We start from the raw sequence: 26,470 nt of genomic DNA on the forward strand, positions 1-26,470 counted from the left end.
ACCCTCTGTTAATGCTCACGCGCATGATTGATTGTGTAACGTGGGATTTCGACCACTAAATCGTCCTCGGTTACCCGCGCCTGACAGCTTAAACGGCTCTCCGGCTCCAGTCCCCAGGCTTTATCCAGCATGTCGTCTTCTTCTTCCGTGCTTTCCGGCAAAGAATCAAAACCTTCACGTACGATGCAGTGGCAGGTCGTGCAGGCACAGGATTTTTCACAGGCGTGTTCAATCTCGATACCGTTACGCAGGGCAACGTCAAGAATGGTTTCGCCGGTCTCAGCTTCCAGAACTGCGCCATCGGGACAGAGATCCTGATGAGGCAAAATAACAATCTTTGGCATATTAAACCTCGTCCACGGAATGGCCTTTCAGCGCGCTACGGACAGATTTGTCCATGCGGCGAGCGGCGAATTCCTGGGTTTGTTTGTCTACGTTTTTAATGGCTTGTTCTATCGCGTCAACATCGTCACCCTGTGCAACCTCGCTCAAGTGCGCGGCGGCGGTGTCGATAGCCTGACGTTCTGCGGCGCTTAACAGCGCGGCATCAGCGTTCAGCGCACCGGATAAACTTTCCAGTACGCGTGCCGCTTCGACTTTCTGTTCTGCCAGCATACGGGCTTTAACGTCCTGCTCGGCAAAACTCATCGAATCCTGAATCATGGAGGCGATTTCACTGTCGGTCAGACCGTAGGACGGTTTAACCTGGATTGAGGACTCAACGCCGGTGGATTTCTCCATAGCGGTGACGCTCAGCAGCCCATCAGCATCTACCTGGAAGGTCACGCGGATATGCGCGCCGCCTGCCGGCAATGCCGGGATGCCGCGCAGCGCAAAACGCGCCAGTGAACGGCAGTCCTGCACCAGCTCACGTTCGCCCTGCATCACGTGAATGGACATCGCGGTTTGACCATCTTTAAAGGTGGTAAAGTCCTGCGCGCGCGCCACCGGGATAGTGGTGTTACGCGGGATCACTTTCTCCACCAGTCCGCCCATGGTTTCCAGCCCCAGGGACAGCGGGATAACGTCCAGCAGCAGCATTTCGCTGTCCGGTTTATTTCCGACCAGAATATCGGCCTGGATCGCCGCACCGATAGCGACCACTTTGTCCGGGTCGATAGAGGTCAGCGGCGTACGGCCAAAAAACTCACCGACGCGTTCACGTACCAATGGCACGCGCGTTGAACCACCGACCATCACCACTTCCAGCACATCCTGCGGCTCTACGCCCGCATCTTTCAGCGCGCGACGGCAGGCCAGCAGCGTACGCTTGACCAGTGCGGAAATGAGTTCATTAAAGGTTTCACGGGTGATTTCACCCTGCCATCCCGCCACGTTAACCGTTACAGAATCAGCGTCGCTAAGCGCGATTTTCGCTGCAATCGCGGCATCCAGCAGTTCGCGCTGTACGCGGTTATCGCTACGATCGGCCACGCCCGCCTGCTCGCGAATGTAATCGGCCAGCAGATGGTCAAAATCGTCGCCGCCCAGCGCGGAATCACCGCCGGTCGCCAGCACTTCGAACACGCCGCGACTCAGGCGCAGAATGGAAATGTCAAACGTACCGCCGCCAAGGTCATAGACCGCGATCACGCCTTCCTGACCGGAGTCGAGGCCATACGCGATCGCCGCAGCGGTCGGTTCGTTCAACAAACGCAATACGTGCAGGCCCGCCAGACGCGCGGCGTCTTTGGTCCCCTGACGCTGCGCATCGTCAAAGTAAGCCGGAACGGTGATTACCACGCCGTCCAGCTCGCCAGACAGCGCTTCGGTTGCCCGTGCGGCCAATGCTTTCAGAATATCAGCGGAGACACGCACCGGGTTAAGCAAACCGGCTGCGGTTTCAATCATTGGCAGGCCGTTTTCGCTCGCGTGGAACGTATAAGGCAGATGCGGGTAACGCGCCTGAATATCCGCCAGAGAGCGGCCCATCATACGTTTTACCGAGCTGACGGTGTTGGCCGTATCCAGCGCGGCATTGGCGCGGGCATCATAACCGACAGAGTAGCCCTGCTGCTGATAGTGAACCACTGACGGCAACAGGTGGCGACCTTGATGGTCTGCCAGCGTTTCGGCCTGGCCGCTGCGTACGGTCGCAACCAGGGAGTTGGTGGTGCCTAAATCGATACCTACCGCCAGACGACGCTGGTGCGGCGCGGCGCTCAGACCAGGCTCACTAATTTGTAATAAGGCCATTTTCGCTTCCGGAAATTAAAAATCGAGCAGTTTTTCTTCGAGTTGTTCTGCACTGCTTCGCAGTTTATCGAGAAAACGCAGCTTACGCACGGTATCTGCCGCGACGTCCCACGTCTCGCTATCCAGCTGTTCCACCATCAGTTGATGGCGAACGTTATACATTTCACTGACGCGTTGCATAAACGCATCTAAACGTTGACTGTCTTTTGCCTGTTCAATCTCGTCCAGCTCTTCACGCAGCTCAAGTTGCTCCATCAGGAACGCGGTATCGCGCACCGTGTGCTGCTCGTTGCGGATATCAAAGCCGTGTAAAGACAATAAGTATTCGGCGCGCATCAAAGGATGACGCAGCGTTTGCCATGCCTGGTTGATAGTGGCGGACTGCGAAACCGCAGCAAGTTGTTCCGCCTGGGAACCGCTGGCGAATTTATCAGGATGATACTGACGTTGTAGATCCTGAAAACGTAGGCTCAGCGCCTGAGTATCGAGCTGATAACGGGCCGGTAAGCCAAAGAGGGTGAAGTAGTCCATAACATTCTCAGGGCATCGATTCTCTGTTGTTCGATGAGGCAAAACCAGAGAGTCAGGTAAAACAAACCCCACGCGCAGGCGACCACGGTGGGGTTATCAGTAAGCGCGTTACACGTGGAAGCTTTCGCCGCATCCACATTCGTCTTTCACGTTCGGGTTAGTGAACTTAAACCCTTCGTTCAGACCTTCTTTGACGAAGTCTAACTGCGTACCGTCGAGGAATTGCAGGCTCTTACCGTCGATCACGACTTTTACGCCTTTGTCTTCAAACACGGTATCTTCAGCCGCCGGCTCGTCAACAAATTCCAGTACATAAGCCATACCTGAGCAGCCGGAGGTTCTCACGCCCAGACGCAGACCAAACCCTTTACCGCGGTTTGCCAGGAAGGTATTTACACGCGCTGCTGCACTGTCGCTTAAGGTAATCGACATAATAAAACCTCAACTCTTAATTATTTTGCTTCACGTTTGCTTTTGTAATCCGCAATCGCGGCTTTAATCGCGTCTTCAGCCAGAATAGAGCAGTGAATTTTCACCGGTGGCAGTTCAAGTTCGTCGGCAATATCGGTGTTTTTAATCGCCTGTGCTTCATCCAGAGATTTCCCTTTTACCCATTCGGTAACCAGAGAGCTGGAGGCAATAGCGGAACCGCAGCCGTAAGTCTTGAAACGCGCGTCTTCAATGATACCCTCATTGTTGACTTTGATCTGCAACTTCATCACGTCGCCACAGGCCGGTGCACCCACCATGCCGCTGCCCACGTTCTCGTCGCTGTTGTCAAAAGAACCCACGTTACGTGGATTCTCGTAATGATCGATTACTTTTTCGCTGTAAGCCATGATGAATTCTCCTTATCGGTACCGATTAGTGATGTGACCATTCAATGCTGTTCAGATCCACGCCCTGTTTGAACATTTCCCACAGCGGAGAAAGGTCGCGCAGGCGGCCGATGGAGTTGCGAACCAGATTGATGGCGTAGTCAATCTCTTCTTCGGTAGTGAAACGACCTAAAGAGAAACGAATTGAGCTGTGTGCCAGCTCGTCGGTCATCCCCAGCGCGCGCAGCACGTAGGATGGCTCCAGGCTTGCAGAAGTACATGCAGAACCGGAGGATACAGCCAGGTCTTTCAGCGCCATAATCAGCGACTCGCCTTCAACAAAGTTGAAGCTGACGTTGAGAATGTTCGGTGCGCCCTGCTCGAGGTCACCATTGAGGTACACCTCTTCCATATCTTTCACGCCGTTCCACAGACGGTTACGCAGACTGCGCAGGCGCGCCATCTCGGTTTCCATCTCTTCTTTAGCGATACGGTAAGCTTCACCCATACCGACGATCTGGTGCACAGGCAGCGTACCGGAACGCATGCCGCGCTCGTGACCGCCGCCGTGCATCTGCGCTTCAATACGAATACGCGGTTTACGACGAACGTACAGCGCACCGATACCTTTCGGACCATAGATTTTGTGGCCGGAGAAAGACATCAGGTCAACTTTCAGTTGGCTCAGATCGATAGGCAGTTTGCCCACGCTCTGGGTTGCATCAACGTGATAGATAATGCCGCGCGCACGGCACATTTCGCCGATAGTCGCGATATCCTGCACCACGCCGATTTCGTTGTTCACGTGCATGATGGACACGAGGATAGTGTCGTCACGCATTGCCGCTTCAAGTTCTTTCAGGTCAATAATGCCGTTACGCTGCGGGGCGAGGTAGGTGACTTCGAACCCTTCGCGCTCCAGCTGACGACAGGTATCCAGCACGGCTTTGTGTTCGGTTTTGCTGGTGATGATGTGCTTGCCTTTTTTCTGATAAAAGTTGGCTGCACCTTTAATCGCCAGGTTATCGGATTCAGTCGCACCGGAAGTAAAGACGATTTCACGCGGGTCAGCGCCCACGAGGTCGGCAATCTGGTTACGGGCGATATCTACCGCCTCTTCAGCCTGCCAGCCGAAACGGTGTGAACGAGACGCTGGGTTACCAAAGTTTCCGTCCAGGGTCAGACACTGCATCATTTTCTCGGCAACACGCGGGTCCACCGGCGTGGTTGCGGAGTAGTCGAGATAGATCGGTAATTTCATTGCTCTATAAACTCCGTACATCGCTTCAATGCAAGGAATCAGGCAACCGGCTGGATGTACGACCGAGTTAACGGGGCGTCGAACGCCCCGGCCTGATTCTAATATCTTATTATCTTTGCCCTAAATAGTTCGTGTTGCAGCAAGTGCGGCCAACGCAGTTGCGGCACGAAATATAACGGGCAAATTATGCGCGTAACTTAACGTCGATCGCGTCTTGAGCACGATTAGTGCGTGGAGCGTCATGCGTGTGCTGGCGACCAGACACATCCAGGACTTCCTGATTATTAACCAGCTCGCCCAACGTAATGTTGTTGAGGAAGCCGGTCAGACGATCGCTCAGATCGCGCCACAGCGCGTGGGTCAGGCACTTATCGCCGCCCTGACAACCGCCTTTGCCCTGGCAACGGGTCGCATCTACAGACTCGTCAACAGCGCTAATCACTTCACCTACTGCGATGCTGCCGGCATCTTTACCCAGCAAGTACCCGCCGCCTGGTCCACGTACGCTTGAAACCAGACCGTTTTTACGCAAACGGGAAAACAGCTGCTCCAGATATGACAGGGAAATTCCCTGACGTTCAGAAATATCAGCCAACGGTACCGGGCCCGTTTCGGAGTTGAGCGCAACGTCCAACATTGCGGTCACGGCATAACGCCCTTTTGATGTCAGTCTCATGTCTTACTTAGCCTCAAACTCGCCCCTGCCCGGGGTTTTTTATTGTAAAATGGGGGTATTGCATAGCAGGGGCAAGTCTGACATTCCCGACTAAATCAGTCAACTATTTACTTGACTAATTTAGTCAGGTATTTGACGTTCCGTGCGGCATTAGTACAGTTACTTGCTTTTATTCTGCTGCTCGATTGAAGCTAAAATCCCACGCAGGATGTTCAGCTCCTGGCTCTCAGGTCGCGCGCGCGTGAACAGACGACGCAGTTTGTTCATCACCTGCCCCGGGTGCCCTTCGCGGATAAACCCGGTCGACAACAGCGTTTGTTCCAGATGACCGTAAAAACGCTCTAAATCATCAACCAGCGGATACTCTGCTTCTTCGTAATCTGCGGTCTTGTCGCTTTCCTGCGTTGCCAGCCAGGCCATGCGCACTTCATAAGAGATGACCTGCACCGCCATCGCCAGGTTGAGCGAACTGTATTCCGGGTTCGCGGCAATGGCGACATGATAATGGCACTTCTGCAGCTCTTCGTTGGTCAGGCCAACGCGTTCACGGCCAAACACCAGCGCCACCGGCGAATTCGTTGCTTCAGAGACGCTTTTTAAACCGCATTCACGCGGATCCAGCATCGGCCACGGCAACGTACGGGAACGCGCACTGGTGCCTACCACCAGACTGCAACCCGCCAGCGCTTCATCGAGAGTATCGACGATCTGCGCGCTGCCGATCACATCACTGGCGCCTGCCGCCAGGGCGATGGCCTGGGAGTCCGGTTTAACCAGTGGATTTACCAGCCATAGATTGGTTAAACCCATGGTTTTCATTGCGCGGGCCACAGAGCCCATGTTGCCAGTGTGAGAGGTTTCCACCAGCACGATTCGAATATTTTGCAGCATTGTATTTCTTCGGCTAAAGATTATTCGGGCATATTATCATAAAACGAAGACATATTCCGAACTCGCTGCTATACTCTGCGCCGTTTTCCCGTTCTTTAACATCCAGTGAGAGAGACCGATGCATCCGATGCTGACCATCGCCGTGCGCGCAGCGCGCAAGGCGGGTAATGTAATTGCCAAACACTACGAAACACCAGACTCAGTAGAAACCAGCCAGAAAGGCAGCAATGATTTCGTGACTAACGTCGATAAAGCCGCTGAAGCGATTATTATCGAAACTATTCGCAAATCTTACCCTCAGCACACCATCATCACCGAAGAAAGCGGTGAGCACGCTGGTGAAGATCAGGATGTTCAATGGGTTATCGATCCACTGGATGGCACCACCAACTTCGTAAAACGTCTGCCGCACTTCGCGGTTTCCATCGCAGTACGCATTAAAGGCCGTACTGAAGTCGCCGTTGTTTACGATCCAATGCGTAACGAACTGTTCACCGCAACTCGCGGCCAGGGCGCACAGCTAAACGGCTACCGTCTGCGTGGCAGCACCGCCCGCGATCTGGACGGCACCATCATCGCTACCGGTTTCCCGTTCAAAGCGAAACAGCACGCCGCTTCTTACATGAAAATTCTTGGCAAGATGTTCACCGAGTGCGCTGACTTCCGCCGCACGGGTTCTGCTGCGCTGGATCTGGCTTACGTTGCCGCTGCGCGCGTTGACGGTTACTTCGAAATCGGCCTGAAACCATGGGATTTCGCCGCAGGCGAGCTGATTGCTCGTGAAGCTGGCGCACTGGTTTGCGACTTCACCGGCGGTCATAACTACCTGGCGACCGGTAACATCGTTGCAGGCAACCCGCGCGTAGTGAAAGCCATGCTGGCGAACATGCGTGACGAACTGAGCGACGCGCTGAAGCGTTAATCTGCTGTGGTGCCGGATACGACGCTCTCGCGTCTTATCCGGCCAATAATTCATACCATACCGCTCTGTAACCTAAAACGGTCTTATCCCCCGCCCCACCGGCACCGCGCTCATCCACATCACTACCGCAGCAGCAATCAGCACCGCACCACCGGCTAACGCCAGTGTCGTCCAGCCAATCTGTCGCCATAGCACAGGCGCTTTATGCCCGCTAAGTCTTACCGCCAGCGAGCGGAAACTGTGCACCAGCAGAGCCAGTGACGTAATCGTCAAAGAGGTTCCTGCCGCCATCGCCAGCGCCGACGCCATGCCCCAGCTAAAAACGCCAACCACTTTACTAAACAGTAAGACCATGATTGCCCCCGAGCACGGACGCATTCCCATTGATAAAACGATCATCAGCCGGGCGCGCCAGTCATCACCGCTTTGCAGCTGTTCAGGATCGGGCAAATGCTGATGTCCACAGCCGCAACCTTCGTGATGCACATGATGCGGCGTGAAGGCGGTGAATTTCGGGCGACGCAGCAGCTGGCGCAATTTCTTCAGCGCACGGACGCACAATAAAACGCCCAACACGCCAACCAGCGCATAACTCCCTTTCTCCAGCCAGAAACTACTCATATGTAACTGTCGCGCAGGCAACTGCAAGACGGTGAGCACGATAACGACCAGACCAATAGCGACCAGTCCTTGTAATAAAGACGAGGCCAGCGTCAGGCCGATACTTGATTTGAGTTTCGACGGGTGCGTCGCAAGCCAGGTGGTAATTACGACTTTTCCATGCCCCGGCCCCAGCGCATGCAGGACGCCGTAGAGAAAACTAAACAGCAGCAGCGATCCCCCAGCCTGGGCCGGCCTGGCGGCAACCGCTTTGAGCAAACCGCTCATCTGCTGATTAACGTCGCGTTGCCAGACGATACTTTGCATCATCACCTGCGGCCAGGTCTGCCATAGCCACAGCACGCCGCCTGCCGCCAGCAGTAAAAACACCGCCAGTGGCCATAGCATGAGCCAGCGACGTCTGGCTGCACGTTGTTGAGAAACTACTGACATTGCAGCGTTACCGTCTGTGCAAACTGTTTACCCAACTCCATATCCTCCGGCGGTGCATCTTCTTTATCCAGCGACTGCGCAAAGCTCAGCGTTTGTTCATTCGGCGTCGGCGTATGTACTGAAATACGGCATTTCTGGCTTATGACCTGTCCCAGCCTGGCGTCGCTGTCTTTGTCATAACTCATATCAACGTAGTAGGTCGGGTCGAAGGTTGAAATGGTATATTTTTGTCCACTCAGCGGCTGAGCTTCAGCCAACGGCAGAACGAACGTCAGCACCGCCTGGTGTTCCTCACGCTCCATACCATATTCCGTCGGCCTGTTTTTAAACTTTACCTTTTGCCCGTCGTGCCACACTTCGGTGAAATAGTGCTGACCGAGAACGTTGGCCATCACTTCCGCCGCCAGTTTTTTCCAGATCTCATCACCAGGTTTGGCATTCCCCGCATCATAAAGCAGATCCGCCGAGGTAATTTCATCCATCGTCCAGCGCATTTTAAGCGCGACGAACCGATCATTCGCGCTCACTATTTCGGTTTTCAGATGGATAAAGCTGTGGGGATGCGCGCCTGCGCCAAAGGACAGGAGAGCGAGAAACAACGTGACAATGATACGTTTAACGCCTTGCATGAGTTCTCCACGGAAAAAATCGACACCGCCACAAATAATGAAGCTGGGTTTGGCGAAAGAGTGTTGAGGATACCATTGAACGAAAAAATGTTGAGTCCCCTTTTCCGGTATCGATTCAGTTCTCAATTTCGATAATTTCTTCTTCGACAAATCCCGTCCAACTACCTTATCTGGGCCACTACTTAAGTTAAATGATAATTAAATGTTAACTTATGGTTTCATTTTAATATTTCATTAACACCTAATTTGAATGTTTGGATGTAAAACCATGCAAAATTAACCAAAATTTAACCATTTTATTTCCAAAAATTAACAATAATGGGCATAGATCACATTCAGGAAACTCATGATTCATTCCCTCTTCCATTCGTTGTTAACTTCACGGCGTGACATGTCCTGCCCCCTACGAAAGGTACAACTATGAAATTCAAACTCGCATTACTCAGTGCAACCCTGGTTTCTGCATGCATGTTGTCCGGCACGTCCTTTGCGGCGGAAAAATATGAAATTGCTGTGGTTGCCAAGGTCACCGGGATTCCGTGGTTTAACCGGATGGAAACCGGCGTTAATGAAGCAGCAAAAAAACTGGATGTGAATGCTTATCAGACCGGGCCTTCCACGCCGGATCCAGCGCAACAGGTGAAAGTCATTGAGGATCTGATCGCCAAAAACGTCAATGCGATCATCGTGGTACCGAATGATGCCAAGGTTCTTGAGCCGGTACTAAAAAAAGCACGCGATAAAGGCATCGTGGTTCTGACGCACGAATCCCCGGATGAGCAAATTGGCCAGTGGGATATCGAAACCATCGACAGTGAAAAATACGCCCAGGCCAACGTCGATGAGTTAGCGAAAAACATGGGTGGTAAGGGCGGGTACGCTATCTATGTCGGTTCGCTGACGGTGCCGCTGCATAACGCGTGGGCGGATTATGCAATTAAGTACCAGAAAGAAAAATATCCGGAAATGTTCGAGGTCACTTCACGTCTGCCGGTCGCGGAAAGCATCGATAAATCCTACGCCACGACGCTGGACCTGATGAAAACCTATCCGCAGATGAAAGGCATTATCGGCTTCGGCTCGCTGGGTCCAATCGGCGCGGGTCAGGCTGTGCAGAAAAAACGCGCCAAAGATAAAATCGCCGTCGTCGGGATCGCTATGCCAGCACAGGCTGCGCCTTACCTGATGCGTGGTGATATCAAAAAAGCGCTGCTGTGGGATCCAAAAGATGCGGGCTACGCGCTGGTAACGGTTGCCGATCAGCTGTTACAGGGTAAAGCAGTGAACGCCGATCTGAGTATTGATGGTTTAGGGAAAGCCGATATCGACACGGAGAAGAAAGTGATCCGCTTTAACAAGATCCTCGAAGTCACCAAAGACAACGCACAATCACTTGGTTTCTAAGGCTTTAGCCGACACCAGGGAACCTTAACGCCGGCCGTCTGGTCGGCGCTATCAACCAAATTAACACTCAGCGTCCACCTGGACGCTCGCAGGGGTATTGTCCATGACAGACACCACCGCATTTATCACTCTTGAGAATATCAGCAAACAATTCCCGGGCGTGCTGGCGCTGGATAACGTGAATCTGACGCTGAGAAAAGGCGAAGTTCACTGTCTGGCGGGTCAAAACGGCTGTGGTAAAAGCACCATTATTAAAGTGATCTCCGGGGTTTATCATCCGGAAAAAGGCGCGCAGATTTTACTCGACGGCAAATTGTTCCATCACCTGACGCCGCAGCTCTCCTCCCATTATGGAATTCAGGTTATTTATCAGGACCTGTCGTTGTTTCCCAACTTTAGCGTCGCGGAAAATATCGCCGTCAACCGCTATCTGCCCGGGGGCGATATCTGGGTACGTCGTGGCGCCATGAAACAGCAGGCACTGGCAGCCATGAAGCGTATCGGGGTGAACATTGATCCCGATAAAAAAGTTGAAAAACTCTCGATTGCTGACCGCCAGCTGGTCGCCATTTGCCGGGCGATTGCCGCCGATGCGCGTCTGGTGATTATGGACGAGCCCACCGCCTCGCTAACCCGTCAGGAGGTTAATGGCCTGCTGCGGGTTGTTAACGAACTGAAAGCTGCCGGAATTTGCGTCGTGTTTGTCAGCCATCGTCTGGATGAGGTGATGGAAGTGGCAGACCGCATCAGCGTGATGCGCGACGGCAAACTGGTAGGCACTTACCCTGCCAGCGATCTCGACAGCCACGAGCTGGCCTTCCTGATGACCGGACAACGCTTTCACTACAGTCCACTGCCACAAAGGCCCACAATTGAGCAAGAACCTCTGCTGGAGCTGCGCAATCTGAGCCGCAGAGGCAAATACCAAAACATTAATCTGTCGCTGCACGGCGGCGAGATTGTCTCCATTGTTGGTTTGCTGGGAGCCGGGCGCACCGAGCTTTGTCTGAGCCTGTTTGGCATGACCCACCCGGAAAGCGGCGAGATTCGTATTAACGGCCAGCCGGTTACTCTGCGCAATAACCATGACGCCATCAAACACGGGATCGGCTATGTCTCCGAAGATCGTCTGACACAGGGGCTGATCATGGAGCAGTCGATCTATGACAACACCATCGTCACGGTGTTTGATCAACTGCATACCGGCAGCGGACTGCTCGATCATCGTAAAGCGCAAAAGCTGGTCGCCGACTTGATCCGCGAACTGAATATCAAAGTGTCCGATCCGCACCTGCCGGTCAAAACCCTTTCCGGCGGTAATGCCCAGCGTATCGCCATTGCCAAATGGGTGGCGACCAATCCCCGCATCCTGATCCTCGACTCCCCTACCGTAGGCGTGGATATCGCCAACAAAGAGGGAATTTACCAGATAGCCCGCGATCTGGCGGAACAAGGTATGGCGGTGCTGATGATTTGCGATGAAATCCCGGAAGCGTATTACAACAGCCACCGCGTGCTGGTGATGCGTCGCGGCAGGCTGGTGGCGGAATTTAATCCTCATCAATGCCGTGAAGAGGAGATTGCTGAAGTGGTCGAGGTAATCAATGAATAAGATGCATCTCTCCCGATTAATCGGGCAACACGAATTCTGGCTGGGCCTGCTGGTCGTAGCCCTGGCCGTTGGGCTGAGTATCAGCACCGATGAGTTCTTGTCCTTGGGGAATCTGACGGATGTGGCCACCAGCTACGCGATTCTCGGCATCCTTGCCTGTGGGCTGTTTGTGGTGTTGATTTCCGGCGGGATCGACATCTCATTTCCGGCGATGACCGCGATAGCCCAATATGCAATGGCCAGTTGGGTTATCGGCCACGGCGGCAACTTCGCGCTGGCGTTAATTATCGCCATTGCGGTAGGTCTGCTGCTTGGACTGATTAACGGCTTCCTGGTCTACTGGCTGCGCGTTCCGGCAATCATCATTACCATCGCCACGCTGAACGTCTACTACGGTCTGCTGGTTTACGCCACTAAAGGTACCTGGCTGTACGGCTTCCCTGACTGGTTTATGAACGGCATTAACTGGTTCTCGTTCACCGCGGCGGATGGCTACGACTACGGTCTAACCCTGCCCCTGCTGTGCCTGGCTGCGGTGATCATCTTTACTGCCGTGCTAATGAACTATACCCGACTTGGCCGTCAGGTTTACGCCATGGGCGGCAACCGCGACGCGGCCTCGCGCCTGGGGCTGAATCTGCTGAAGTTGCATTTCTACGTCTATGGCTACATGGGCATTCTGGCAGGCGTTGCCGCCGTGGTTCAGGCGCAAATTACCCAGTCAGTTGCACCCAATTCGCTGCTCGGCTTTGAGCTGACGGTTCTGGCGGCGGTAGTGCTCGGTGGAACCAGCATGAGCGGCGGACGCGGTACGTTGACCGGAACCCTGCTCGGCGTGGTTCTGCTGGCCTTCTTACAAAATGGGCTGACGCTGCTCAGCGTCTCTTCTTACTGGCACACCGTGTTTAGTGGCGCCATTATCCTGGTCAGCATTAGCGCCACGGCCTGGAACGAAAAACGCAAACTGGCAAGGGAGCTTTGAGATGAAAACAATCGCCAGATTTTTACCCGGTGATGCCATCATTCGTCTGCAATGCGTCATTATAGTGGTCGTCGCTTTAGTCTTCTCGGCCCTGCTCGGCAGCCGTTTTTTCAGCGTCGCTAACTTCCAGTCGATCGGCTCGCAACTGCCAATCCTCGGCATGCTGGCCCTCGGGATGGGCATGACTATGCTGACCGGTGGCATTAACCTGTCGATTATTGCCGGGGCAAATGCCTGCTCGCTGGTGATGGCGGCGATAATTGTCACCCATCCGGATAACCCGCTGTTTCTGGTGCTGGCGCTACTGGCAGGCGCAGCCGTGGCGGTGGCTATCGGCACGCTCAACGGCGCTTTAATTGCCTGGGTCGGCGTCTCGCCTATTCTCGCCACGCTCGGCACGATGACGCTTATCTCCGGGCTGAATATTCTGCTTTCCAACGGGACGGTGATTTCCGGCTTCCCGACCGCCATTCAATACCTTGGTAACGCCACAATTGCCGGTATTCCGGTGGCGCTACTGCTCTTTTTCCTGGTGGCAATCCTGCTGTGGGTACTGCTGGAGCACACCACGCTTGGACGCAGCCTGTATCTCGTCGGTTCCAATGAACAGGCAACCCGCTACAGCGGCGTGAATACCGTACGGGTGCAAATTTCCGTGTACGTGATTTCCGCCCTGCTCGGCTGGGTCGCCGCCATTCTGATGATGGCAAAATTCAACTCGGCAAAAGCCGGATACGGGGAATCCTACCTGCTGGTCACCATCCTCGCTTCCGTGCTCGGCGGAATCAATCCGGATGGCGGCTTCGGGCGCATTGTCGGCCTGGTGCTGGCGCTGATTGTGCTGCAAATGCTGGAAAGCGGCCTTAACTTGCTGGGGGTCAGCAGCTATCTGACGATGGCGCTGTGGGGCGCGGTGCTGATCCTCTTTATCGCATTACAGAATCGTAAAGCCTGATTTCAGGAGAAAAAATTATGGCAAGTTACTTTATTGGTGTGGATGTCGGAACCGGAAGCGCCCGTGCTGGCGTGTTTGATCTCAACGGCAGAATGGTCGGTCAGGCCAGTCGGGCCATCGAGATTTACCGTCCGCAGGCCGATTTTGTTGAGCAGTCTTCCGATAACATCTGGCAGGCGGTGTGTAACGCGGTTCGCGATGCGATTAACCAGTCAGATATCAACCCAATCCAGGTGAAAGGTCTGGGCTTTGACGCGACCTGTTCACTGGTGGTGCTGGATAAAGAAGGCAAGCCGCTGACCATCAGTCCGTCCGGGCGCAGCGAACAGAACATCATAGTGTGGATGGATCACCGCGCCATTACCCAGGCCGAACGCATCAACGCCATGCATCATCGGGTGCTGGACTACGTTGGCGGTATTATCTCCCCAGAAATGCAAACGCCCAAGCTGCTGTGGCTGAAGCAGCATATGCCCAATACCTGGGCTAATGCGGGCTACTATTTTGACCTGCCCGATTTCCTGACCTGGCGCGCAACGGGCGATGACACGCGTTCACTGTGCTCGACGGTGTGTAAATGGACCTATATGGGCCATGAAGACAAATGGGATGCCAGCTATTTCCGCCAGATTGGTCTGGAAGATCTGCTGGAGCACGATGCGGCCAAAATTGGTCGCTACGTGAAAACCATGGGCGAACCGCTCGGTCACGGGCTGTCAGCACGCGCCGCCAGCGAAATGGGGCTGATTCCGGGGACCGCAGTCAGCGTTTCGATCATCGATGCCCACGCCGGTACGCTCGGCACGCTCGGGGCAAGCGGCGTTTCCGGCGAGGTGGCGGATTTTGACCGTCGTGTCGCGCTGATTGGCGGCACTTCCACCGGACACATGGCGATTTCCAAAGAGCCGCGTTTTATCGGCGGCGTCTGGGGTCCTTACTACTCAGCGGTGCTGCCGGAATACTGGCTCAACGAAGGCGGGCAGTCGGCTACCGGGGCGTTAATCGACCACGTTATACAGTCGCATCCTTGCTACGAAACTTTGCTGGCGCAAGCTAAGTCTCAGGGACAGACCATTTATGAAGTACTGAATGTGCTGCTGCGTAAAATGGCCGGTGAGCCGGAAGATATCGCATTTTTAACCCGCGACATGCACATCCTGCCCTATTTCCACGGCAACCGTTCACCGCGCGCCAACCCAACGCTCACGGGAGCAATCATCGGACTGAAGCTGTCGCGTACGCCGGAGGATATGGCCCTACAGTATCTTGCGACCATCCAGGCTATTGCGCTCGGAACCCGTCATATCATTGAAACGATGAATCAAAGCGGCTACACCATCGATACGATTATGGCCAGCGGCGGCGGGACGAAAAACCCGATCTTCGTTCAGGAACATGCCAACGCCACTGGCTGCGCGATGCTGCTGCCTGAAGAGAGCGAAGCCATGCTGCTGGGTGGAGCCATGATGGGAACTATCGCCGCGGGCGTATTCGATACCTTCCCGGAAGCGATGTCAGCGATGAGCCGGATTGGTAAAACGGTTACCCCGCAGACTAATCGCATTAAGCAGTACTACGATCGCAAATATCGGGTATTCCACGAGATGTATCAGGATCATATGAAATACCGCCAGTTGATGCAGGAGGACGCATGAGTAACTCCTGGTCCCAGGCCACCGGCGTATTTCAGCTCTATAGCGATGCCCTGGCGGGTCTGGGGCAGCATCTGGCTGAACCAGTCTGGCAGTCGCTGATGGCGGAGTTGCGCGGTTGCCGGGGCAAAATCGTCGTCACTGGCGTCGGTACCTCCGGCATTGCGGCACGTAAAGTCGCGCATATGCTTGCGTGCGTGGAACGTCCCGCGATTTACCTCAACGCGACGGACGCGGCGCATGGCGATCTCGGTTTTTTACGCGCCGACGACCTGGTCATTATGCTGTCGCGCGGGGGGAATTCAGACGAACTCACCCGGCTGCTGCCCGGGCTGGCAGCGAGAAATGTGCCAATCCTGAGCGTGACTGAAAACGCCGATTCAGCCATTGCCAACGCGTCGAGGCTGGTGATTTCCACCGGCGTCCAGCGTGAGGCCGACCCGCTGAACATGTTAGCCACCACCTCAATTTTACTGGTGCTGGCTATCTTTGACGCCGCCTGCGCCTGCCTGATGAGCGAAAGCGGTTACTCAAAAGAGACATTACTGGCCGTGCATCCCGGCGGCGATGTGGGATTAACGTTGAGCCGTGAGCAAGCGTGATGGAGAACATGTAATTCCGGCTCAGGGTTCCGTTCACCTCAGCGCTCTGACTTTCAGCTATATCCTTTTTGCTGTTCAAACATGTTCAAATAAAAATACAGATGGTCAGGCGTGGCTGGTCCGGCTGAAAATTGCCGACGTGTTTCCGTAAGGCCGGGAGAGCCAGCATGGATGCTGGCTCAGGGCGCGCTTTACAGGGACGTTACATCGCGCCCGGCCCGGTAGCCTGGAGGACTATGCGGAGGGCACCGCGGAGCGGCAATTTTCCCGCCGGGAGCCGGGATTGTTAAGGGTGCGCGATAGCACCCTTAACACGTTCACTGGCGTTCAGTGTACAGAAAAGCGATGAACATGAGGTGAACGGAACCTTTCTCTAAAAAAGCATATTCATTATGCTCCGCCAACCTATGTTGATGCTGAAGCGTTAACATAACGTCATTGCGCAAAATGCCGGTTTTTTTATATCTAAACAAAAGATAAAACAGTGAAAAAGCGGATTAACGCGCTGCGTTCCACTACCGCTATCTGTTCCGCACGTTAAAAATTCTGTGACGCTCCCCAGCATTCCTGGTGGAAAGCATTCCATTCTCAAAATCTATGAGCAAACTTTAGCTATTCTTATCAAACATACTCACGGGAGGCCCTACAGATGATGTCAACGCTTGCTCCACCATCTGTACTTTCCGTTCCCCAGCGCCGTTGCCAGGTGCTGCTGACCCTTTTCCTGCCGGGACAAATCGCGACTGCGCAAACCTTCAGCAGCCTCAACGGCGTGGATGATGCCACTGTTCAGGAAGATATTATTGGCGCAGGGCTTGAAATCCAGCGCTATCATCGACTCGCCATTACCACCGCGCTCAATGGCGGCTATGCGATCGAAGGGACCCCGCTAAATCAGCGTCTGTGTCTGTTGCAGTGGCTGCGCCGCGGTCTGCGGATCTGCCCAACTTTTATCGCTCAGCATTTCACGCCCACTTTAAAAATGGCGCTAAAACAACAAGGTATCGCACGTACGCTGTATGACGACACCAATCTGCATGCGCTCATTAATCTGTGTTCCCGCCGCTTGCAGAAGCCGTTTGAGTGCCGTGACATCCAGTTCCTGCGCCTGTATTTACAATATTGCCTGCTGCAGCATAATGCGGGGAACACGCCGGAGTTTAATCCGCTCCAGCAACGCTGGGCGCAATCCTGCGCGGAGTACGCTCTGGCTGAGGAGATTGCCCGTCACTGGCAACGTCACGTCATGCAGAGTGCGCCGCTGGGCGAATCGCTGTTTATGGCGTTGTTGTTCTCAATGATCCGCATCCCCGACCCGATTCGCGATAATCACCAGCAGGATCGCCGCCTGCGCCTTGCTATTGCACGGCTGGTGCTGCGTTTTCGCGAATACGGCAATGTGCACTTCAGCGATGAGCAAGGGCTGAACGATCAGCTGTATATTCATCTTGCTCAGGCACTTAACCGCAGCATGTTTGCTATCGGCATTGATAACACGTTGCCGGAGGAGTTCAGCCGACTTTATCCCCGGTTAGTTCGAACTACCCGCGAGGCGATACACGGCTTCGAAGCGGAATACGATGTCCAGTTTTCAGAAGAAGAGATCGGCCTGGTCGCCGTTATTTTCGGCGCCTGGCTGATGCAGGAGAAGGATTTGCACGAAAAGCAGATTATCCTGCTGACCGGTAGTAACGAACAACTTGAAGCGCATATAGAGCAACAGCTGCGCGAACTGACGCTGCTGCCGCTCAACGTAAAACATATGCCGATGCAGGACTTTCAAAAAGAGGGTTCGCCGCGCGGTGTAACGCTGATTATTACGCCGTACACCACGCCGCTGCCGCTGTTTTCACCCCCATTGATTCATGCGGATCTGGCGCTTACGCCGCATCAGCAGCAGCAGATCCGCAAAATCCTCGAGTCATAACGTCGCAGGCTGCGCCACTACTTTCGGGCGCAGAACGATTGCCGGGAGCGCCACCAGCGCCATCACCCAGAATACGCCGCTGCCCAGGTTCTGGTACAAATAACCCGCGAATACGGTCATGATGGCGATACTGCCGCCCATCGCCACCGCGGAATACACCGCCTGCAAACGAATCACTTCGCTCCCCTGGCGTGCCGCGATATAGCGCATTGCCGCCAGGTGGCAGACGGTAAAGGTTCCACAATGGAGGATTTGCACCACGATAAGCCACGGCAGATCGGTGCTCCAGCCCATCAATCCCCAACGCGCCACTCCACAAACGGCGGAAAGCAGCAGCAGATCGCGGGCGCTGAAGCGGCGGAACAGCTTGTGGCTGAGCGCGAAAATAATCACTTCCGCCACCACGCCTAATGACCATAAATAGCCCACCGCCGAAGCGGAGTATCCGGCAGACTGCCAGTAGATGGCGCTAAAACCGTAATAAGCGGCATGCGCGCCTTGCAACAAACTCACGCAGGCAAGAAAACGCCAGTTTTGGGTTATCAGCGCGCGCCAGGCAGGCCATCCAGCGCTCTCCTGCTGACGGTTTTCACCCGCTGGCTGCACGCTCGGGCGAATCATCATACCCAGCAGCATCGAGGCGGCGCCAAGCGATAGCAGGACCAGGATCACCCGATAGTCGAACAGGCTCACCAGTTTGCCGGTCAGCGCGGAGCCGATCACAAAGGCTACCGATCCCCATAGTCGCACCCGACCGTAGTCCATGGTTATCTGTTTTTGCCAGGTGTTGGCCAGCGCGTCGGTCAGCGGTACCAGCGGTGAGAAAAACAGGTTGAAGCCGACCATCACCACCATCAGCCATGCCACGTTGGTTCCCGCCCAGAAGGCCAGCGCAAACACCAGCGTCAACAGAGCCAGAATACGTAAAGCTGAGATCAGCCGGGAGGGATCGCTCACGCGCGGCGCAATCAGCAAACTACCGAGAAAACGGGCAATCAGCCCCGCTCCGAGCAGTAAACCGATGGTTTCCGGCGTCAGCCCCAACCCTTCGAGCCAGACGCTCCAGAAAGGCAGAAAGATACCGTAGCTAAAGAAGTAGGTGAAATAACCGAGCGCCAGCCAGCGCGTGGAATGCAAAGCCATGAATCCCTCCCGTTTGGAGGCGATAGTCTGGCGACAAACGCAGGCTGGCGCAAGAGAGCATTAACAGGCAGATAACATGATTTTTGCCCTATTCAACGCAAATTTGCATCGCAAAATGGCAGCGTTCTCCCTGCGCTAAAACCTGCAATCCCGGCTGCCCCTGCATGTTGTGGGCATTCACCGGATGCGTTTGCGGCTCCAGACACAGGAATTCCTCACCCGACATTCTGAACAGCATCAACCACGGAGTTTGCGCTAAAATCGTGACTCTCATCACATCTCGCTGAATAACGGCCCGCCCACTCCAGCCTGAATAGCCGACGTTTAGCCAGCTATCCTCACCGTATTGCGCATGCATGAAATCCGCCGCTGACGGGATATCTCGTTGCCATTCCAGCGGCAGATGCTGTTCACCCTCCGGCCAGTAGCCGCTGCTGGAAAACTGCGCCGTGCTGTGCTTATCAAAGGCGAAAAACGGATGGAACCCACAGCCATAAATCATTGGCCGCTCACCGCAGTGGGTGAGCGTCAACGAGGCGTGCAGGCTCGAGGTTTCCAGTTGATAGCAAAGCTGTGCCGTATAGTCATAACCGCAGGGATGCCAACTGCGCAACTGCAGCAGACAACCGCTTTGGGTGACGGTGATAACCTGCCAGCGTTGCAGCCAGCCGTCACCGTGCAGGAAAAAGGTGTCGTCTGCGCCATGTTGAGGTAATACGATCTCTTCACCGCGCAGCATAAAACGATTTCCCGCCACCCGATTCGCGACCGGCAGCATCGGGAACAGGCCACAGTCACCGGGCTGTTGACCATGACCTTCGCGTAAAATTGCCTGTTGATGTTGTAACGAAACCAGACTTAACAGCGAAGCACCCTGCGAGTCTACGCACATCTGCAGATGTGCGTTTTGTAGCGTCAGAAGCCTCTCCATTAGCGGGCGCTTCGTTGTTGGGTTGATGCGCCAACCTTCGTATGCCGCGCCGCCAGCTGTTCTTCCAGCGCTTCCAGCGTCACGCCTTTGGTTTCCGGTACATTACGCAGAACATAGATAAAGCCCATCGCACAAATCACACCGTACAGCAGGAAGCTTCCCGACGCGCCCAGACTCGCATTGAGCAGCGGGAAGGTATAGGTCAGCAGGAAGCAGGCAATCCACAGCGCCAGCGTACCCAACGACATTGCCAGCCCACGGACGCGGTTAGGGAAAATTTCAGACAGCAGCACCCAGGTCACCGGGGCCAGCGTCAGGGCATAAATAGCGATCGCCGCCAGCACCAAAACCAGAACCGGCCAGCCCATAATGCCCAACCCGTACGCCCCGGCAATCAGTATATAGATAACCGTTAATCCTGACGCACCGAACAACATCAGTTTACGACGACCAATTTTGTCCACTAACGGCAGAGCGGCCAGGGTAAAGACCAGGTTGATGATCCCTGTCGCCACGATCGATTTTAACGTACCGTTAATATCAAATCCGGCAGAGGCGAAGATCTCCTGCGCATAGTTGAAAATAACGTTGATCCCACACCACTGCTGGAACACTGCCAGCACCATGCCAATAATCACGATCGGTTTGATCTGCGGATGTAACAGCGTTGACCACGCGACCTTGTGATTATCTTTTTGCAGCGTATGTTCAATCTCTTTCAGCGTTTGCCCGGCATATTGCGCCGAACCAATGCGCTGGAGCATGGCACGCGCACGATCGACTTTGCCCGCTTTCACCAGCCAGCGCGGCGATTCAGGGACAAAAAACATCAGCACCAGGAAAATTACCGCGGGCACTAATTCAGCGCCAAACATCCAGCGCCAGCCCGTCTGACCGTTCCAGCTTTCCACAATCGCCTGCTGCGTAGCGCCTGTGGCGACAGGTTCGGCAATCATCAGGTTGATAAGCTGCGCCGCCAGTACGCCAATGACGATGGTGAGCTGGTTAACGGCAACAAAGCGACCACGCTTTTCAGCCGGGCTAACCTCGGCGATATACAGCGGGCTTAGTGCGGACGCCAGACCGATCCCCACGCCGCCAACGATGCGGTAAACAATAAACATGTCGAAATTACTGGCGACGGCGGTTCCCCAGGCGGAGGCGCTAAAGAGGATCGCCGAGAGAATTAGCGGCATCTTTCGGCCAAACTTATCGGCGCACCAACCTGAAATCAACGCGCCAAAGATACAACCGACCAAAGCCGAACTCATCGCCCAGCCCGATTGCGCCGGATCGGTAATCGAGAAATAAGCTTCATAGAAGGGTTTTGCCCCGCCGATCACCACCCAGTCATAGCCAAACAGTAAACCACCGCAGGCCGCAACCAGGCAGATAGTCCAGACGTAACCAATTTTTAAATGTGTCTGCGCGTTATTCATTATGATTCCTCTTTCAGGGAAACGCAGGGGACAGTAGGTTTCGGGTGAGGTTGGCCCCACCCGTTTCGGGTGTTACTGGAAAAGCCTTACGTTAATGGCGTGACGCAGCAGCAATGCCTTGTCATGCGCCGGATTGCGTTGCAGGAGTGCGTCAAGTTCGCGCTGACAAGCGGCACTATTTCCCAACCCCAGATGCCCGAGCGCATTGATAAACAGGCAGTGTTGCTGGTGTTTTGCTTGTGCTGAGGTATCCAGCACCACCAGATCGGGTAGCGAGACGGCAAAGAAATCGACATCCGGGACGTTGTCGCGATGCGACTCTACCCATTGCAGGAAGCTATTGAACAGCGCGTCCGCCTCTGCAACATCGCCAAGTTTTCTCTGCGCCATCCCCTGCCAGAAGAGATAGTCCACAGGCTGGTCGTTGTAGTAACGTCCGGCATCCAGTGAGCTACCCCCGCGCGTCGCGCGGGAGAAGTAGCGCTGGGATTCCTCGAAATGCCCCTGCAGTTGCGCGCAATGCCCCAGCAAATACCAGATATCATTATCCGTTTGTCCGGGTAAACGCCCCTCTCCAAGGTTTTGCGGGTAATGCAACGCTTGTTGCAACTGCGCGATGGCGGTTTGCAGGTCACCAGACTGAACGGCAGCCAGTGCGCGATGCATCTGATTCAGCAAATATTGCCCGGTGGCTTTACCTTCACCGCCTTCCCACGGATGGAACTCGCGCTCACGTAAAACTGCCGCAGCATCGTCGTAGCGCCCCAATCCATTCCACAGACTGAGCAGTTCTACCGTCAGGTCGTCACGATGGAAGACAATCTCTTTGCTGGCTTCCAGCCGCTGCAGACGCTGCTCAGCGGGTTGCGCCATCAGCTTCTTGAGATAGTCGAGTTCAAACAAGAAACGGGCATTGTGAGGCTCCAGCGCCACGGCCTGCGACAGATACTGCATCGCCTGCTGCGCATCGTGCAGCTTGTTCCAGGCATAGATCCCCAGTAAACGGTGCACCGGCGCGAAATCCGCTTCCTGCGCAAGCGTAAACTGCCAGCAGGAAACCGCCTCGGCATAGCGCCGTTTGCTGTACCAGAAACAGCCGAGTAAATAGCGGGCAAAAGCGCTCTTTTCGAGGTTTTGCAGCATCTGCACTTCATCCAGCGTGTTGGGGAAACGTACGCGGTTTTGCAGGCATTCACGGGCACGTTCGATGAACGGTTGTGGATTGTCGCTCAGCGAGGCACGCCACAGCATCGGCAGCGTTTCCTGGCTGTCGAGCAGTTCCAGCACGCCTCGGGCAGCATCTTTTTGCCCCAAAGAGGTCAGCCAGCCTGCCAGTTCACACGCATTGGTACCGCGCCGCCCGGTAATCGAGATCAACGCAAGCGCTGTTGCCTCATCCTGGCAAATGGCCCAGCGCGCATAGTGCAGGGTATAGCTCAGCGGATAATCAACCAGCTGCTGGCGAATGTAGTCCAGAGCTTGCGCATTGCGATCAAGCTTCGCCAGCGCCAGCGCTTTCAGCCCCATTGCCAGGTTGTTACTGCCGTTAAATCGCAGGCTCTGCTCGACCTTTTCCAACGCGCCAGCGTAGTCCTGGCGCTTCATCGCCAGACGCGCTAACGACCAGAAAGCCGCATCCCGACAGTTGCCGCTCCAACTGGCCTTATAATAATTATCCCAGGCGCTGTCATCGTCGCCCTGACGTTCCTGTGCGGCGGCCAGTAGCATGCTCGCCTCGCCATCACGCGGGTTTTTATTGAGCTTATGCGCCCGTTCCAGCGCCTTGCCCGCACAATGCGCCGCCAACGCCCAGTCAGCGCGGTTTAGCGCCAGCGTCCCCAGGGCCACATTATTGCGGTAATCCAGCGGATCAACGTCCAGCGCGCGACGATAATAATCTTCAGCATAGCGGCTGGCGTGGTTATATTGCTCAAGATGCTGACCAATAAAATAGAGCTCATCGGTATTGGAAAGCGCTTCTGGCAGCGCTGGCGCGACGGCCGCCGAAGGCAGCGGTAACTCTTGCGCAATGTGCTCTTCATACTGTAAAAGCGTAGCGCCATCAGCGCCAGTGACGGTCATCGTCACCCGGGCATCGCCATTGTCTGACACCTCAGCCAACCAGCTCTGCCCCGGCTCAAGGGTGAGGGTATTTTCATAGAACGGCTGCCCGTGTGCGGCAAGCGTAACCTGAGCATCGCGTAACGGCGCAATCGCATAAACGCCCACTGAAAGCTGGCCTGGCTCACGCACCAGACGAAGCGCCAACTGCGTGCTGGCGTTTTGCACCATTCCCAGCTCGCTGTAAGGCAGGAAGTTTTGCACGAAGACTTTCTCTTCGTAAGGCGCAAGCCAGGTGAAGTCCGGTTGGTTATCGGTAAAGACCCCGGTCATCAGTTCGATATACGGACCGTTGTCATCGGTGAGATTACGATCCCAGGCGACGCCAAAGTCGCCATGCCCCCAGGTCCACTGTTTTTTCCCCGGCGAAACATGGTGATCGGCCACATGCAGCAACCCACCGCGCTCGCCGTGATGCCAGGCGCCAACAAAATCATAATCTGATTTTTCAGCCATATAGGAGGTCGGCACGGGTACGTTTTTGTAGCGCGAGATATCCACGCCAGCCGAATAGTCCACTTTGTAGTAGGTGCCGGTGGCGATGGGAAATGCAGAGACATCGCGCTTACCGTGGTCGAATACCGCCGTCACATCCGGTGGGAACACGCTCTGGTGATCGTCGCCGCCCTTCACCGCCGGATTCGCCCACCATAAGAAGTGGCGCGGGGTAGCGTTACCGTTAAATACCTTCCCGGTTATCTCGATCAACGCGCGATCCGGATACAGCGTGAATCCGGTCATGACCTGTAAACCGCGCATAGGCTCTACCTCGCCCATCCACACGGTGTATTCGCCCTGCTCCCCCTGCTGCTGCGTAAAATCCACCGGCATAAAGGTGGTTGGGCGATGATGTTGCGGCCAGTTAAACTCAATACCGCCGGAGATCCACGGCCCAAGCAGACCGACCAGCGCGGGTTTCACCACTTCGTTGTAGTAGACGAAGTCGCGCTGCTGCACTTTGTCATACGCGCGCTGAATGCGTCCGCCTAATTCCGGCAGCAGCATGATGCGAATAAAGTCATTCTCCATCCACACCGCCTGATAGTCGCGCATTTCACGTTTGCCGGTCAGCGTATCAATCACGCCGTAGGGATAAACCGCCCCAGAAGATCCCTGATAAACCCGTTTTTCCAGAAACATTGGGTTGGCATCTTCTTCACCCGCCGTCCACGTTGGGAGGGTGATCGTTTCCTGCCAGACTTTAACTGAACCGTACATGCCGCTCTCCACTCAATAAACAAAAGTAAAAATTCAACTTGACGCTATTCTGCGGCAGTTAAGTGGCGTTAAAATGCGCAATGCTCACGCAATATAGTTAAGGGAGTTAAGTAAATGCAGCGTTCGGGGTTCAACAACGCCAGGGTACGTCAGGCGAATAAACAGATTTTTCTGTCACATCTGTGGCGGGAAAAGCAGCTCAGCAAGTCACAGCTGGCGCAGCTCACCGGCCTGTCGATCCCGGCGGTTAGCAATATCCTCGAAGAGCTGATGGATGAAGGGAGAATCAGCCATTCGCGAGAAACCTTAAGCCAGCGTGGTTTGAGCAGCGGCAGTTATCATTTGCCAGAAAAAGGCGCCTGGACGCTGTGTATCAACGTCACCCCCACCAGCATCACCAGTCAACTGGCGGACGCGCGGCTGGTTGCCGTCGGTGACTGGCAGCATGAAGTCATCAACCCCGAGTCGCCAAAAGCGCTGCTGACAGCATTGGCGGCGCACTGGCGGGAATACCGTCGACAATTTCCTGATGTCACGATTAATCTGGCGCTTGGCGTTCACGGTCAGGTTGATCCGATAACCGGCGCATCAAAAACCATGCCTCAGGCCCCGTGGAAAACACCGGTGGAGATAAAGTATCTGCTGGAGGAGATGCTCGGCGTACAGGTCCGGCTGGACAATGACTGCGTAATGCTGGCACTGGCGGAAAAATGGCAAAACCCGGCGGCTAATGGTGATTTTTGCGTGATTAACGTTGATTACGGTATTGGTTCATCGTTTGTGATTAACGATAACATCTGGCGCGGCAGTCTGTACGGCAGCGGTCAGATTGGGCATACCATCATTCATCCCGATGGGGTCGCCTGTGACTGTGGCCGTTATGGCTGTCTGGAAACGGTGGCGTCCTTGAGCGCATTGAAAAAACAGGCCCGCGTGTGGATGAAATCGCAGCCGTCATCCCTTTACGACCCGGAAACGCTCACCACCGACCAGCTTATTGCTGCCTGGCAGAACGGTGATGTACGCATTCAGGCCTGGGCCGAACATGCCGCTAGCGCCATCGGGCTGAGTTTATATAACTTTTTGAATATACTGAACATTAATCAAATATGGTTGTATGGCCGTAGCTGCGCGTTTGGCGATAGCTGGCTTAATACGCTGGTACAACAAACCGGGTTTAACCCGTTCGATCACGGCGATAACCCGCGTGCCAGAGCGACTCAGATAAGCTTCGGTCAGCTTAACCGCGCCCAGCAACTAATGGGGATTGGCTATCTGTATGTCGAGTCACAGCTTAGCGAGCTATAGCCATTACCCCGTCAGGCTCACCGCTAAACGTTCATGTACCGTGGCGATCAAATCGGTCAATGCCGGTTTGATTGGCCCTTTTTTCCACGCCATCAGCAGGGCAATGGTCGGGACATCGCCCACACCAGGGCGAAAAAACACCTGTCCGGTATTAAAATTATTCATATAACCGGGTATCAAAGTCCCCTCCAACCCAGAC

At 54.8% G+C, this 26,470-nt stretch carries 23 protein-coding genes and 1 pseudogene; 9 read left to right on the top strand and 15 right to left on the bottom strand.

All coding sequences use genetic code 11. The features are described from left to right. Positions 1-8: 8 nt before the first annotated feature. From fdx to trmJ, 8 genes are all read right to left on the bottom strand, one after another. The gene (gene fdx / locus LA337_16870) at positions 9-344 is read right to left on the bottom strand and encodes an ISC system 2Fe-2S type ferredoxin (protein UBI14839.1); all 336 of its coding nucleotides are present in this window, start codon (positions 342-344) and stop codon (positions 9-11) included. A gap of 1 nt (position 345) precedes the next feature. Then, complete coding sequence (gene hscA, locus LA337_16875; protein UBI14840.1) at positions 346-2,196, bottom strand: Fe-S protein assembly chaperone HscA; 1,851 nt, start codon at positions 2,194-2,196, stop codon at positions 346-348. Positions 2,197-2,211: 15 nt separating this feature from the next. Then, positions 2,212-2,727 carry a co-chaperone HscB gene (gene hscB, locus LA337_16880; protein ID UBI14841.1) on the bottom strand — a complete coding sequence of 172 codons (516 nt, stop codon included), beginning with the start codon at positions 2,725-2,727 and terminating at the stop codon, positions 2,212-2,214. A gap of 108 nt (positions 2,728-2,835) precedes the next feature. Beyond that, the gene (gene iscA / locus LA337_16885) at positions 2,836-3,159 is read right to left on the bottom strand and encodes an iron-sulfur cluster assembly protein IscA (GenBank protein ID UBI14842.1); all 324 of its coding nucleotides are present in this window, start codon (positions 3,157-3,159) and stop codon (positions 2,836-2,838) included. 20 nt (positions 3,160-3,179) lie between these two features. Then, positions 3,180-3,566 (bottom strand): Fe-S cluster assembly scaffold IscU, encoded by a 387-nt coding sequence (gene iscU / locus LA337_16890; protein ID UBI14843.1) that lies wholly within the window; start codon positions 3,564-3,566, stop codon positions 3,180-3,182. A gap of 25 nt (positions 3,567-3,591) precedes the next feature. Continuing rightward, entirely contained in the window at positions 3,592-4,806 is a 1,215-nt protein-coding gene (gene iscS, locus LA337_16895) for a cysteine desulfurase (GenBank protein ID UBI14844.1), read from the bottom strand. Positions 4,807-4,990: 184 nt separating this feature from the next. Next, positions 4,991-5,482: a Fe-S cluster assembly transcriptional regulator IscR gene (gene iscR, locus LA337_16900; GenBank protein UBI14845.1), complete on the bottom strand. Its 492-nt coding sequence runs from the start codon at positions 5,480-5,482 to the stop codon at positions 4,991-4,993. Between the two features lie 159 nt (positions 5,483-5,641). Then, complete coding sequence (gene trmJ / locus LA337_16905) at positions 5,642-6,373, bottom strand: tRNA (cytosine(32)/uridine(32)-2'-O)-methyltransferase TrmJ (protein ID UBI14846.1); 732 nt, start codon at positions 6,371-6,373, stop codon at positions 5,642-5,644. A gap of 118 nt (positions 6,374-6,491) precedes the next feature. Here trmJ and suhB point away from each other — a divergent pair, with 118 nt between their 5' ends. Then, positions 6,492-7,295 carry an inositol-1-monophosphatase gene (gene suhB, locus LA337_16910; GenBank protein UBI14847.1) on the top strand — a complete coding sequence of 268 codons (804 nt, stop codon included), beginning with the start codon at positions 6,492-6,494 and terminating at the stop codon, positions 7,293-7,295. 72 nt (positions 7,296-7,367) lie between these two features. Here suhB and LA337_16915 read toward each other — a convergent pair whose 3' ends face one another. After that, positions 7,368-8,348 (bottom strand): nickel/cobalt transporter, encoded by a 981-nt coding sequence (locus tag LA337_16915; GenBank protein ID UBI14848.1) that lies wholly within the window; start codon positions 8,346-8,348, stop codon positions 7,368-7,370. Then, positions 8,339-8,977 (bottom strand): DUF1007 family protein, encoded by a 639-nt coding sequence (locus tag LA337_16920; GenBank protein ID UBI14849.1) that lies wholly within the window; start codon positions 8,975-8,977, stop codon positions 8,339-8,341. Before LA337_16920 ends, LA337_16915 begins: the two co-directional genes overlap by 10 nt. A gap of 420 nt (positions 8,978-9,397) precedes the next feature. On the opposite strand from LA337_16920, the gene LA337_16925 reads away from it, so the two are divergent. The 7 genes from LA337_16925 to csiE all read left to right on the top strand — a co-directional run bounded on the left by LA337_16925 (position 9,398) and on the right by csiE (position 18,111). After that, complete coding sequence (locus LA337_16925; GenBank protein UBI14850.1) at positions 9,398-10,381, top strand: autoinducer 2 ABC transporter substrate-binding protein; 984 nt, start codon at positions 9,398-9,400, stop codon at positions 10,379-10,381. 103 nt (positions 10,382-10,484) lie between these two features. Beyond that, positions 10,485-11,993 carry a sugar ABC transporter ATP-binding protein gene (locus LA337_16930; protein UBI14851.1) on the top strand — a complete coding sequence of 503 codons (1,509 nt, stop codon included), beginning with the start codon at positions 10,485-10,487 and terminating at the stop codon, positions 11,991-11,993. Further along, positions 11,986-12,975, top strand: coding sequence for an ABC transporter permease (locus LA337_16935; GenBank protein ID UBI14852.1), 990 nt, complete (start codon positions 11,986-11,988; stop codon positions 12,973-12,975). The genes LA337_16930 and LA337_16935 overlap by 8 nt, the downstream gene beginning before the upstream one ends. 1 nt (position 12,976) lies before the next feature. Continuing rightward, complete coding sequence (locus LA337_16940; GenBank protein ID UBI14853.1) at positions 12,977-13,930, top strand: ABC transporter permease; 954 nt, start codon at positions 12,977-12,979, stop codon at positions 13,928-13,930. A gap of 17 nt (positions 13,931-13,947) precedes the next feature. Then, entirely contained in the window at positions 13,948-15,585 is a 1,638-nt protein-coding gene (locus LA337_16945; GenBank protein UBI14854.1) for an FGGY-family carbohydrate kinase, read from the top strand. Then, positions 15,582-16,184: an SIS domain-containing protein gene (locus LA337_16950; GenBank protein ID UBI14855.1), complete on the top strand. Its 603-nt coding sequence runs from the start codon at positions 15,582-15,584 to the stop codon at positions 16,182-16,184. Before LA337_16945 ends, LA337_16950 begins: the two co-directional genes overlap by 4 nt. Before the next feature lie 649 nt (positions 16,185-16,833). Further along, positions 16,834-18,111, top strand: coding sequence for a stationary phase inducible protein CsiE (gene csiE, locus LA337_16955; GenBank protein UBI14856.1), 1,278 nt, complete (start codon positions 16,834-16,836; stop codon positions 18,109-18,111). Here csiE and LA337_16960 read toward each other — a convergent pair. From LA337_16960 to LA337_16975, 4 genes are all read right to left on the bottom strand, one after another. Next, positions 18,106-19,254 (bottom strand): 3-phenylpropionate MFS transporter, encoded by a 1,149-nt coding sequence (locus LA337_16960; protein UBI14857.1) that lies wholly within the window; start codon positions 19,252-19,254, stop codon positions 18,106-18,108. The two genes, csiE and LA337_16960, sit on opposite strands and share 6 nt — an antisense overlap. Before the next feature lie 88 nt (positions 19,255-19,342). Beyond that, entirely contained in the window at positions 19,343-20,185 is an 843-nt protein-coding gene (locus tag LA337_16965) for an aldose 1-epimerase (GenBank protein UBI14858.1), read from the bottom strand. Further along, positions 20,185-21,624, bottom strand: a complete 1,440-nt coding sequence (locus LA337_16970; protein UBI14859.1) for a sugar porter family MFS transporter — start codon at positions 21,622-21,624, stop codon at positions 20,185-20,187. The genes LA337_16965 and LA337_16970 overlap by 1 nt, the downstream gene beginning before the upstream one ends. A gap of 72 nt (positions 21,625-21,696) precedes the next feature. Next, entirely contained in the window at positions 21,697-24,963 is a 3,267-nt protein-coding gene (locus tag LA337_16975) for a DUF5107 domain-containing protein (GenBank protein ID UBI14860.1), read from the bottom strand. Between the two features lie 114 nt (positions 24,964-25,077). On the opposite strand from LA337_16975, the gene LA337_16980 reads away from it, so the two are divergent. After that, positions 25,078-26,271, top strand: a complete 1,194-nt coding sequence (locus LA337_16980; GenBank protein UBI14861.1) for an ROK family transcriptional regulator — start codon at positions 25,078-25,080, stop codon at positions 26,269-26,271. 3 nt (positions 26,272-26,274) lie between these two features. On the opposite strand, the pseudogene LA337_16985 reads toward LA337_16980, so the two are convergent. Continuing rightward, positions 26,275-26,466: pseudogene (locus LA337_16985) on the bottom strand (transcriptional regulator). Between the last annotated feature and the right edge of the window lie 4 nt (positions 26,467-26,470).

The organism is Citrobacter europaeus, assembly GCA_020099315.1.
GTDB lineage: Bacteria > Pseudomonadota > Gammaproteobacteria > Enterobacterales > Enterobacteriaceae > Citrobacter > Citrobacter europaeus.